General features: G+C 60.0%; 10 protein-coding genes. 5 read left to right on the forward strand and 5 right to left on the reverse strand.

Features of this window, described 5'->3' with window-relative positions; genetic code table 11:
* The first annotated feature begins 302 nt into the window (after positions 1-302).
* From gap to secG, 4 genes are all read left to right on the forward strand, one after another.
* Positions 303-1310: a type I glyceraldehyde-3-phosphate dehydrogenase gene (gap, locus tag R3O64_RS06245; RefSeq protein WP_070524294.1), complete on the forward strand. Its 1008-nt coding sequence runs from the start codon at positions 303-305 to the stop codon at positions 1308-1310.
* Positions 1311-1547: 237 nt separating this feature from the next.
* Complete coding sequence (locus R3O64_RS06250) at positions 1548-2765, forward strand: phosphoglycerate kinase (protein ID WP_070524292.1); 1218 nt, start codon at positions 1548-1550, stop codon at positions 2763-2765.
* A 42-nt stretch (positions 2766-2807) separates the two neighbouring features.
* The gene (gene tpiA / locus R3O64_RS06255) at positions 2808-3587 is read left to right on the forward strand and encodes a triose-phosphate isomerase (protein WP_070683017.1); all 780 of its coding nucleotides are present in this window, start codon (positions 2808-2810) and stop codon (positions 3585-3587) included.
* A 186-nt stretch (positions 3588-3773) separates the two neighbouring features.
* Positions 3774-4007: a preprotein translocase subunit SecG gene (gene secG / locus R3O64_RS06260; protein WP_070524288.1), complete on the forward strand. Its 234-nt coding sequence runs from the start codon at positions 3774-3776 to the stop codon at positions 4005-4007.
* Between the two features lie 107 nt (positions 4008-4114).
* Here secG and pgl read toward each other — a convergent pair whose 3' ends face one another.
* The 5 genes from pgl to tkt all read right to left on the reverse strand — a co-directional run bounded on the left by pgl (position 4115) and on the right by tkt (position 10773).
* Positions 4115-4876 (reverse strand): 6-phosphogluconolactonase, encoded by a 762-nt coding sequence (gene pgl, locus R3O64_RS06265; RefSeq protein ID WP_101736373.1) that lies wholly within the window; start codon positions 4874-4876, stop codon positions 4115-4117.
* 71 nt (positions 4877-4947) lie between these two features.
* Positions 4948-5880: a glucose-6-phosphate dehydrogenase assembly protein OpcA gene (locus R3O64_RS06270; RefSeq protein WP_339017516.1), complete on the reverse strand. Its 933-nt coding sequence runs from the start codon at positions 5878-5880 to the stop codon at positions 4948-4950.
* A gap of 21 nt (positions 5881-5901) precedes the next feature.
* Positions 5902-7434, reverse strand: coding sequence for a glucose-6-phosphate dehydrogenase (gene zwf, locus R3O64_RS06275; protein ID WP_339017517.1), 1533 nt, complete (start codon positions 7432-7434; stop codon positions 5902-5904).
* A 130-nt stretch (positions 7435-7564) separates the two neighbouring features.
* A complete protein-coding gene (tal, locus tag R3O64_RS06280; protein ID WP_070623470.1) occupies positions 7565-8653 on the reverse strand; it encodes a transaldolase in 1089 nt (362 codons plus the stop codon).
* Positions 8654-8697: 44 nt separating this feature from the next.
* Complete coding sequence (gene tkt / locus R3O64_RS06285; RefSeq protein WP_339017543.1) at positions 8698-10773, reverse strand: transketolase; 2076 nt, start codon at positions 10771-10773, stop codon at positions 8698-8700.
* A gap of 340 nt (positions 10774-11113) precedes the next feature.
* Between tkt and R3O64_RS06290 the strand changes: the two genes are divergently transcribed.
* A complete protein-coding gene (locus tag R3O64_RS06290; protein ID WP_143335551.1) occupies positions 11114-12058 on the forward strand; it encodes a heme o synthase in 945 nt (314 codons plus the stop codon).
* Positions 12059-12068: the final 10 nt, after the last annotated feature.

Here is a 12068-nt window from a genome sequence, read left to right on the forward strand (position 1 = left end):
TCCCACATAATCGGGCATTACCGCAGGTGTCTGAACTTTGGTCCCCCACCATCCCCGATAGAAGCCTTAACAGTGTACGCCTCTTTGTGCCGTCATGTGAGAGCTTGCAACAGGAGCTCACATGCTCACTGCGGGAAGCACAATGGGTCGGTACTATCGGCCGTGTTGGGAAAACCACCGAGCACGTCACGGAAGTGGCAGAGCAACGGTGCCGTGGAAGCGGTTTACCGCACTGCCGTTAAAGACAGAGTCTCGGAAGCCCCACAACAGAACTTCACTCGATTATTTGAGGAGACATTACAGTGACCATTCGCGTAGGTATCAACGGATTTGGCCGTATTGGCCGTAACTTCTTCCGTGCAGTTGCACAGGGCAACACCGACCTCGAGGTCGTAGCCGTCAATGACCTGACTGACAACGGCACCCTTGCCAACCTGCTTAAGTACGACTCCGTGCTGGGCCGCTTCGACGGCACCATCGAGCACGACGAGGAGTCCATCACCGTCAACGGTCACCGCATCGCTGTCTCCGCAGAGCGTGACCCGAAGAACCTGAAGTGGTCTGAGCACAACGTTGACATCGTCATCGAGTCCACCGGCTTCTTCACCGACGGTGAGGCTGCCAAGGCTCACATCGAGGCCGGTGCCAAGAAGGTCATCATCTCCGCACCGGGCAAGAACGTTGACGGCACCTTCGTCTACGGCGTCAACTCCGACAAGTACGATGCTGAGAAGCACAATGTCATCTCCGCTGCTTCCTGCACCACCAACTGCCTGGCTCCGATGGCAAAGGTCCTCAACGACAAGTTCGGTATTGAGAAGGGCCTCATGACCACCGTTCACTCCTACACCGGTGACCAGCGCCTGCAGGATGCTCCGCACCGCGACCTGCGCCGCGCCCGCGCCGCCGCCGTGAACATGGTTCCGACCTCCACCGGTGCTGCTAAGGCTGTCGCTCTGGTTCTGCCGGAGCTCGAGGGCAAGCTGGACGGCTACGCAATGCGCGTTCCGACCATCACCGGTTCCGCCACCGACCTGACCTTCGAGGCTTCCCGCGAGGTTACCGCCGAGGAGATCAACGCTGCCATCAAGGAAGCTGCTACCGGCGAATTCGGTGAGACCCTGGGCTACACCGAGGACCCGATTGTCTCCACCGACATCATCACCGACCCGCACGGCTGCATCTTCGATGCCGGCATGACCAAGGTATCCAACGGTAACCTGGTCAAGGTACTGGGCTGGTACGACAACGAGTGGGGCTACACCAACCAGCTCGTCCGCACCACCTCCTTGGTTGCCTCCAAGCTCTAAGGATTCGATTCTTAGAATGAGCACAGTGAACCAAGCTGTGATTGCCTGCGGTAGCACCACAGGTTAGAAAACCGGCCCATGCGCCACGCCTCATGATTACGTGGCGTGCGCTGGGCCGTTCTTCGTCTATCCGGAACACACACGGCGCCCCGAACCCGCCGTGCTAGGCGTTCACCACACTTTCTAATTGAATAGCATTAACCTTTAGCTTGAATACCTACCTTTAAGGAGAACACTATGGCTTTCAAGACTGTGGACGACTTGCTCGCAGAAGGCGTTTCCGGCCGTCACATCCTCGTTCGTTCGGACTTCAACGTTCCGCTCGATGACGAGGGAAACATCACCGACTCTGGCCGTATCACCGCCTCGTTGCCGACTATCAAGGCGCTGATCGAAGGCGGAGCCAAGGTCATCCTGTCCGCGCATTTGGGCCGCCCGAAGGGCGAGGTCAACCCGAAATACTCCCTGGCACCGGTTGCTGAGGCACTGTCTGAAGCCCTAGGCCAGTACGTTGCCCTGGCCGGCGACGTCAGCGGCGAGGATGCCCATGAGCGCGCCAACGGCCTCAATGATGGCGATGTCCTGCTGCTCGAGAATGTTCGCTTCGATCCTCGCGAAACCTCCAAGGACGAGGCCGAGCGTGGGGCCTTTGCCGATGAGCTCGTTGCACTCGCTGCGGATAATGGTGCCTTCGTTTCTGATGGCTTTGGCGTCGTCCACCGCGCACAGGCTTCTGTGTATGACGTCGCTAAGCGCCTGCCTGCCTATGCCGGCAAGCTGGTTCAGAAGGAAGTGGAGACCCTCGCCGCAGTGGCTGAGAAGCCTGAGCACCCGTACGTTGTCGTACTCGGCGGCGCCAAGGTTTCCGACAAGCTCGGAGTAATCGAAGCTCTTGCTGGCAAGGCCGACAAGGTCATCATCGGCGGCGGCATGTGCTACACGCTCCTGGCTGCGAAGGGCTACAACGTTCAGAATTCCCTGCTGCAGGAAGACCAGATTGACAACTGCAAGGAGCTGCTCGAGCGCTTCGGCGACAAGATCGTCCTGCCGGTCGACCTCGTTGCTGCAACCGAGTTCAACGCTGACGCAGAGAACAAGGTCGTTGCACTCGACGGAATACCGGAGGGCTGGATGTCCCTCGATATTGGACCGGAGTCTGTAAAGAAGTTTGACGAGGTCATCGCTTCCTCCAAGACCGTCTTCTGGAACGGCCCGATGGGCGTGTTCGAGATGGAGGCCTTCTCCAAGGGCACCGCAGGTGTCGCTCAGTCCATCATCGACGCCACCGCGAAGAACGGCTCCTTCACCGTCGTTGGCGGTGGCGACTCCGCAGCCTCCGTCCGCCTGCTCGGCCTCGACGAAGAAGGCTTCTCCCACATTTCCACGGGCGGCGGCGCTTCCTTGGAGTTCCTGGAGGGCAAGGAGCTGCCGGGCGTTAAGGTCCTGGAATCCTAGTCATATACACCGTCAACACAGTCTGATCTAGAAAGGCTAATCATGGCACGTACCCCGCTAATTGCTGGTAACTGGAAGATGAACCTCGACCACAAGGAAGCCATCAGCTCCCTGCAGAAGTTCGCCTTCTCCCTGCCGAAGGACTACTACGAAAAGGTCGACGTGGCCTTCATGGTCCCGTTCACTGATATCCGCACTGTGCAAACGCTTGTCGACGGCGACGACCTCCAGTTCACCTATGGCGCACAGGATATTTCCAAGCACGAGTCTGGCGCCTACACCGGTGAAGTATCCGGCAAGATGCTGTCCGCCTTGGGCTGCTCGTGGGCAGTCGTAGGCCACTCCGAGCGCCGTCAGTACCATGGCGAGACCGACCAGCTCGTTGCGGAAAAGGCTGCAGCGGCGCTGGCCAACGGAATCAGCCCGATTGTGTGCGTCGGCGAACCCCTCAACGTGCGCGAAGCTGGCACCCATGTCGACTACGTGGTCACCCAGACGCGCAACTCCCTGCAGGGGCTTTCCGCAGAGGATCTTGCCAAGACCGTCATCGCATACGAGCCCGTGTGGGCAATCGGCACCGGCAAGGTTGCCTCCGCTGATGACGCACAGGAAGTGTGCGCCGCTATCCGTGAGCTCGTTCGCGAGCTGGGTGGCGATGAAGTGGCCGAAGGCATCCGCATTCTCTACGGTGGTTCCGTCAAGGTCGACTCCATCGCAGAGATCGTGGGCAAGCCTGATGTAGACGGCGGCCTCGTCGGCGGTGCATCCCTGAAGGGCGAGGAGTTTGCCAAGTTGGCGGCTAACGCTGCACAGGGCGCTTAGTTCTTCCAGCTGATCGCATCTGCACCACTCTGTCGTGGCGGGTCGGAATGGTTTCTGGCCCGCCACGTGGTGTATCATCAAGGTTTATTGCGCCCGTTCGCTGGCGCCCCTTTTCCAGCGTGAAAGTGATGCACACCTTCACGCGCCACACTAACCGTTTGAACGCGTACAACAAGGAACTATTTCATGATCTTGGCACTGGAAATCATCCTCGTGATTGCCGCAATCTTGATGTCTATCTTCGTGCTGCTGCACAAAGGTAAGGGCGGCGGCCTGTCCAGCCTCTTTGGCGGCGGCGTACAGTCCAACCTGTCTGGTTCCACCGTGGTGGAAAAGAACCTCGACCGCTATACCGTGGTCATGGTGGTCATCTGGCTCGCCTGCATCGTAGCCCTGAACCTGCTGCAGGCTTATAGCTAAAGGCCGCTGACGAGCCTCCGGCTCCGCACACGATTAACGCCGCGTGCCTCCTCACGTCGAGGGGACACGCGGCGTTATAGGTTTTCTCGAGTTGCGCGCAGGCGTTGTTAGGGCTTCTGCGCGGCGTCTTCGCTCACGAAAAGCAGGGTCTCTTCCGTTCCCTGGGCGCCAGCGGCCGGCCAGTCTTCTGCGGCAGCGCCAGCAACGAGGTGTGATACCGCTTCGGCTTTTTCTTCTCCGGAGACAAGGAACCAAATGCGCTGAGAGCGGTTGATCGCAGGATAGGTTAGCGTGACACGCTCCGAAGGCGGCTTCGGGGAATCGTGGACGGCGAATGCATAGTCCGAGTCCTCGTAGACCGCCTCCGAATGCGGGAAGAGGGAATTGATGTGGCCTTCGTGGCCCATGCCGAGGAGATGCAGATCGAAACCCTCAGGTGCGAATTCACGAATTTCGCCTTCGTAAGCCTGGGCGGCGTGTTCCATGGACACGGCGCCCAAGTCATAGCCGTGGATATGGCGCTCGGGAACGCCGACCTGGCTCAGGAGAGCTTCGCGGGCTTGGCCCTCGTTGGAATCAGGATCACTGACCGGCACGTTGCGCTCGTCGCCGAAGAAGACATGGACTCGCGTCCAGTCCACCGAGAGGGCAGGGAAGTCGGTTCCTTGCTGCTGGGCGGCGTGGTCAAGGCGAGCCAATTCGCGCAAGACACCAATGCCTGCACCGCCACCGGTGAGGACTACGCGGGCTACTCCGTCTTTGTGAAGGCCTCCGCCCGGGGCTTGAACCGCCGCAACCGTCTCAATGAAGGCGAGTGCGGCGGAGGATATGAGCTCATCGATGTCGCTAACGCGGCGAAGCGTGACCATAGTGCAGAAAGATCCTTGTGAATGCTGTGTCTAGGGGTCTAGGGGTTTAGGTGAAAAAGAAAAGTTTACGACTACACACTGTAGTCCACTCGAGCTAAAGCGCGGAGAGAATGGGCGTATGTCTTATCTGCGTCGAGGTGGCGGAGTTCCTCTGAGAGCACTTCCGCTTCGGAACGTACGGTGAGGCTTACGAGGGACTCTGGGGAGCCGGGAACGCTGACCCTGACCGTCTCGGAATCGACAACGGTCACGCTGACATCTGCAGTGGGGCGGCGGAAGACTACCGAGGAGATCGGGAAAGCACCCGCCGTGCAGTCCGAGACGGTGCGGGTGACGGGGACGGAGAGGGCGTCGAGAAGCCAGCCAGCTGCAAAGTCGACTGCAGCGTGGTGCTCAGCACCAGAAATTTCGACGGAAATGACCGGCTCATGGGGGTGACGGTCAAGCGCCGAGGCTACGATGCCACGCCACAGGGTAATAGCGCCCCACGACATGTCGGAATCACCAGGCGTGTAGCCCGAAGACAACACGTGCAGGTCATACTGGTCAACGCCGCTGCCGAAAGCCACGTTCGTAATGCGGCGTTGGGCGAGTGCGCCGATGGGCACCGCGGCTGGTGACGGTGGGCACGCGGTGGGCCACCATGCCACGATTGGGGTATCGGGAAGGAGAAGGGGAGTAACCACGGACTCCGCTTGGTCCGCTAGCGCGCCGTGCAGGTGCATCACGACGATTTCGGAAGCGCCCGCTTCGCCGCCCACGCGCAGTTCGGCGTCGAGCCGCGTCTCTTCCTCCAAGGAACCCGTGGCAATCACGATGACGCGAGAAGGGTGCTCGTGGGAGGCATCACGAACCGAGGCGAGAAGGTTGTCTAGGTCATCGCCTTCCTCAGTCATGACGATGAGGGTGAGGACGCGGCCTGTCGTGAGCGTGTAATGCTCCTGCATCTCCACGAGCTTCTTGGAGATCTTGCGCGTAGTCGTATCGGGCAAGGGGATAATCATTAAGCCATTCCTCCTAGGGACCTACGGACGACGCCAGGAATGTCCCCGGCGGCGCAGCATTTTATCGGCAGACTCCGGTCCCCACGTGCCGGCGCGATATTGCTCCGGCTGACCAATGTTGGACCAGTATTCAATGATGGGATCGAGGATGGACCAAGACAACTCAACCTCTTCATTAGTGGGGAAGAGGGAGGACTCGTCAAGGAGGGCGTCGAGAATCAGGCGCTCATAGGCCTCGGGAGACTCCTCCGTAAAGGCCTCGGCATACGCGAAGTCCATGTTGACATCGCGGACCTCCATCGTGGATCCGGGGACTTTGGAACCAAAACGCATGGTGACGCCTTCGTCTGGCTGCACGCGGATTACCACGGCATTCTGGCCTAGGGCCTCTGCTTGGCCTTGATCAAAAGGCTGGTGGGGAGCTGTCTTAAACACGAGCGCAATTTCAGTCACGCGGCGGCCGAGACGCTTGCCAGTGCGCAGGTAGAAAGGAACGCCCGCCCAGCGGCGGGAATTGACCTCAAGAGTGCAGGCTGCATAGGTTTCCGTCGTGGATTCCGGATCAAAACCCTCTTCCTCCCGGAGGCCTTTGACATATTGCGATCCTTGCCAGCCGGCGGAGTATTGGCCACGCGCAGTGGTCTTGTTCAGCGGATGCACGGCGTTGGTGGCTCGCAGCACCTTAATCTTTTCCGCCTGAAGAGCCTCGGGGTCGAAGGAGGAGGGCTCCTCCATTGCTACGAGAGCAAGCAATTGGAGGAGGTGGTTTTGGATGACGTCGCGCGCGGCGCCGATGCCGTCATAATAGCCGGCACGCCCGCCCAGCCCGATGTCCTCAGCCATCGTGATCTGCACGTGATCGATGTAATGCGCATTCCACATTGGCTCGAAAATCTGGTTGGCAAAGCGCAGGGCCATGATGTTTTGGACCGTTTCCTTGCCCAGGTAATGGTCGATGCGGAAAACCGAGGACTCAGGGAAGACGGCGTTGACAATCTCGTTGAGCTCGCGCGCGGAAGCCTGATCGTGTCCGAATGGCTTTTCAATGATGACGCGGCGCCAGGAATTATCCGTGCTATCGGCCATACCGACGCGCTCAAGCTGGTGGCAAATATCGGAGAAAAACTCCGGAGGTACCGAAAGATAGTAGGCCCAGTTTCCACCCGTGCCGCGGGAGTCATTGAGCTCCGCCAGCCGCGCAGAAAGCTTGTCAAAGCCGGCGTCATCGAAGTTGCCCTGCACAAACTCGATTCCCTTGGCAAGGTGCTCCCACACATGCTCGTTGAAGGTGGTTCGCGCACCTGCTTCGGCGGCCACGCGGACATAGTCACAGAACGCCTGCTTGTCCCAGTCGCGACGGCCGTAGCCGACCAAAGTGAAGCCTGCCGGAAGCAATCCGCGGTTGGCCAAGTCGTAGATGGCGGGGAGGAGCTTCTTGCGCGCCAAGTCACCCGTGACGCCGAAAATCACCATGCCAGAGGGGCCGGCGATGCGTGGCAGGCGCTTATCCTTCGAGTTGCGCAACGGGTTGACCCACGCGCTGCTAGTGCTCACTAAGTGTCCTTTCGGTCTGTGTGAGGTAAGTCCAACAGCCCAGCATAGCGACACGCGCCCCGCCGACCATAGTTGCATGGCCATTTGCGGTGCGCGCGGCGATTGTAGGCGGTCAAGAATTCACGTTCGATTAGGAGAGGCGATCAGTCATGGAGGCAAGCAATTCCTCCCAGGCGTTGACGAACTTGTCGACGCCCTCCTTCTCCAGCACAGCAAAAACATCGTCGAAGTCGATGCCGACTGCCTTCAGTTGTGACCACACGTTCTCTGCCTGCTCAGCAGAGTCACTGAGAGCGTCGCCGTGCAGGTTGCCCTGTTCGAGAACGGCATCGATGGTTTTCTCCGGCATCGTGTTGACGGTATCTGGGCCAGCTAGCTCGGAGACGTACAGCGTGGCGGGGTAGTCGGGGTTCTTGACGCCCGTCGACGCCCACAGGGGGCGCTGCGGGTGTGCACCAGACGGCAGGTGTGCGCCTGGCTCCTTGAATTCCTTGAGGAACAGGGCATAGGCACGCTGGGCGTTGGCAACCCCGGCCTTTCCACGCAGTGCGAGGGCCTCCTCAGTGCCGATCAGCTCGAGGCGCTTGTCCACTTCGGTATCCAGGCGGGAGACGAAGAAGGATGCCACGGAATGAATCGTGGAGACGTCCTTGCCAGCCTCGGCAGCGCGCTTGATTCCCTCCTTGTACGCAGCGATGACGTGGGCATAACGCTCTACGGAGAAGATTAGGGTGACGTTGACGGAGATACCTTCCGCAAGCGCCTCGGTGATGGCTGGTAGGGAGCCTTCCGTAGCCGGAATCTTGATCATGAGGTTGGGGCGGTCAACCTTGGCCCACAATTCGCGCGCCTGCTTCAAGGTTGCGTCTGCATCGGCGGAGATGCGTGGGTCAACCTCGATGGAGACGCGGCCGTCGCGCCCGCCCGACTTCTCGTAAATCTCAGTGAAGATATCGCATGCGTTGCGGACATCGTCGATTGCCAGCGAGTACACCGCCTCATCTGCGGCAGCGGACTTTTCCTTCAGCGCTGCGATGTCGGCGTCATAGGAGGTGCCGGAGGACATTGCCGCGGCAAAGATGGCTGGGTTCGTGGTGACGCCCACGATGGACTTGGTGTCCAAGAGCTCACGAAGATTGCCGGAGTCTAGGCGCTCGCGGGAAAGATCGTCGAGCCAGGTCGACGTCCCGAGGCGAGCCAATTCATCAATATGCGTCATGGTGTTGTGCAGATCCTTTCGTGGTGAGAACTCGGAACGGGAAACTAGCTTTCCTTGGCAGCGTTCAGTGATTCCCGGGCGGCGTCGGCAACAGCGTCGGCGGTGAAGCCGAACTTCTCAAAGAGCTCCGCCGCCGGTGCGGAGGCACCGAAGTGTTCCAGGGATACAGTGCGGCCGAAAGTACCGGTGTATTTGTGCCACGGCATCGAGATGCCAGCCTCCACGGAGACGCGAGCGCGGACCGAGGAGGGAAGGACAGATTCGCGGTAGGAGGCGTCCTGCTCGTCGAACCACTCCAGGCACGGAGCGGAGACAACGCGCGTTGCCGTGCCTTCAGCCTCGAGCTGCTTGGCGGCTTCTACCGCGAGCTGAACCTCGGAACCGGTGGCGAGGAGAATGACGTCCGGGGTTTCCTTCGACGCTTCAACGAGGACGTAGGCGCCGCGGCGAACACCTTCGGCGGCCTTCTCCTTGGTGCCCTCGAGCACGGGCAGGTTCTGTCGGGATAGGGCCAGGCCCTTCGGTGCTGCCTTGTATTCGAGTGCTGCTGCCCATGCTTGGGCAGTTTCATTGGCATCGGCCGGGCGGATGACGGAGAGGTTGGGGATGGCACGGAGGGCAGAGAGCGTCTCAACCGGCTGGTGGGTGGGGCCGTCTTCACCCAAACCAATGGAATCATGGGTCCACACGTAGTAAGTATCGGTGGACATCAAAGCGCCAAGGCGGACGGCAGGGTACTGGTACTCGGAGAAGATGAGGAAGGTACCGCCGTAAACGCGGGTATTGCCGTGCAGCGCGATGCCATTCATGATTGCGGACATGGCGTGCTCACGAATACCGAAGTGCAGGTTGCGGCCGTAAGGCGTGGCCGTCCAGGCACCCGTGGTGATGGACTCCGGGCCGAAGGAATCCGCACCCTTGATGACTGTGTTGTTGGAACCCGCCAGGTCGGCGGAGCCGCCCCACATCTCCGGCAGGGAGGCTGCGAGCGCTTGGATAGCGGCCTCAGAGGCCTTGCGAGTGGCCAGAGATTCGCCTGCCTCCCAGGTAGGAAGGTCAGCGGCGAAGTCAGCCGGAAGTTCCCGGGCCTGGAGGCGGTCGAAGAGCTTCTTTTCCTCCGGGTGGGCCGCAGCCCATGCGTCGAACTTCTCCTGCCATTCGGCGTGCTTCTGTGCACCGCGGGCAGTCAGCTCACGGGTGTGAGCGAGGACTTCCTCGTCGATGTGGAAGGACTGTGTGGGATCGAAGCCGAGGACCTCCTTGGTGGCGGCGACCTCATCCTCACCGAGGGCGGCGCCGTGGACGCCACCGGTGTTCATCTTGTTCGGTGCCGGGTAGCCGATGACCGTCTTCACACGGATGAAGGAAGGCCGGGAGGTCTCGGCGCGGGCAGCAGCAGCGGCTGCCTCGATGGCTTCAACGTCCTCGCCGGATTCGACGGTCTGCACATGCCAGCCGTAGGCCTCGTAGCGCTTGGCCACATCCTCATTGAAGGCAATGTTGGTGTCGTCCTCAATGGAGATGCGGTTGTCATCCCAGAAGACGATGAGGTTGCCGAGCTTTTGAGTGCCTGCCAAGGACGAAGCTTCAGCAGTCACGCCCTCCTGCAGGTCGCCGTCCGAGGCGATGACGTAGATGAAGTGATCGAAGGGAGACTCGCCCGCTGGGGCAGAGGCGTCGAACAATCCGCGCTCCTTGCGCGCGGCCATTGCCATACCAACCGCGGAGGCCAGGCCCTGGCCCAGCGGGCCGGTGGTGATTTCTACGCCGTCAGTGTGGTGCACCTCCGGGTGGCCGGGCGTCTTCGAGCCCCAGGTGCGCAAGGACTTCAGGTCCTCCATCTCGAGGCCGAAGCCACCGAGGAAGAGCTGAATGTATTGCGTCAGGGACGAGTGTCCGACGGAAAGGACGAAGCGGTCGCGCCCGGCCCAGTGGACGTCTGCTGGATCGTGGTTTAGCACGCGTTGGTAGAGCGTGTAGGCCAACGGGGCCAGGGACATAGCGGTACCCGGGTGGCCGGAGCCGCAGTTCTGGACTGCGTCGGCAGCGAGCACGCGAACAGTATCCACAGCGCGGGTATCGAGGTCACTCCAGTCCGAAGGGTAGCGGCGCTGGACCATAGCCTGCAGTTCCGGGGACAACTTATCGTGCGACACGGCGAAAACCTCACTTCGCTTCTGGAAACAGATATACCGTTTATCAGTGTAAAGGTTTTTCGATCCTCGGCGGGGGATTATAGAAACCAGGTTTCGGACGGTAATCTGGCATGGTTGACGCCGTTGCTCCCTGCTATCGGCCAGTGGCCGGCGAGTTTTCTCCGGAGAATGATCTGGATTCTCGCCACGAGGTTTTCAGGATGTGTTCTAGACGTCCTTGGGAACTTTCTAGCACGAGCAGACGACCACTACTTCAGACCAATAAGCCATTCACCCACGTGCCGGATTTACGGAGGACTGTTCCTTGGAGACTATCAAGGCCTATTTTGCGCTAACGAAACCGAGGATCATTGAGCTCCTCCTCGTGGCAGCAATCCCGGCTATGCTCCAGGCCCAGCGTGGATTCGAGGCGGTGTCGTCGAATTTCTGGCTCATCTTATCCACCATCTTTGGTGGCTGGATGGGTGCCGCAGCAGCCCACACGTTCAACAACGTTGTGGACTATGAAATCGATCAGAAGATGCAACGCACGCGCGCTCGTCCGCTGGTGCGCAAGACCATTTCGCGCCGTAATGCCGCCGCCTTTGCCTGGGTCATGCTCGCGCTGTCCGTCTTTTGGTTGGGCGTGCTGGCGCATTCTTGGCTGGCCGCGTTCTTCGTGCTGTTGACCAACTTTTTCTACGTTATCGTCTACACGAAGTTTCTCAAGATGCGGAATTCCCAGAACATCGTGTGGGGCGGTCTCGCTGGCTGTATGCCCGCCATGGTGGGCTGGGCAGTGATTCGGGATAACGCGCCCGCGGGGGAGCCCGATAAATGGTGGCAGGCCGTGGTGTTGTTCCTCATCATTTTCTTCTGGACCCCACCACACACGTGGGCACTCGCAATGAAGTACAAAGAGGACTACCGCAAGGCTGGGGTACCGATGTTGCCCGTTGTTGCCGGAGAAGTGGAAGTAACTCGCCAAATCGTTTGGTACACAATCGGAACGGTCATCGTAACCTTCCTCATCATCCCGGCCGCTTCGTGGATCTATCTGGTGGCCGCGGTGGCTTCCGGTGCGGTCTTCCTGTGGATGGCCATCCGGCTGCACCAAGGAGTAAAGAAGGGCGCAAAGGTCAAGCCCATGCGCCTGTTTATCTACTCCAACAACTATCTGTCAGTTCTTTTCATCGGCCTGTCCATCGACGCCATCGTGGGTTGGGAGCCCATCGGGCGCATGCTGGGTTGGTCAGCCACGCTCTTTTAATTAGCTAGTG

Origin of the sequence: Corynebacterium hesseae, assembly GCF_037850265.1 — a bacterium.
In the GTDB taxonomy this organism is placed as follows: domain Bacteria; phylum Actinomycetota; class Actinomycetes; order Mycobacteriales; family Mycobacteriaceae; genus Corynebacterium; species Corynebacterium hesseae.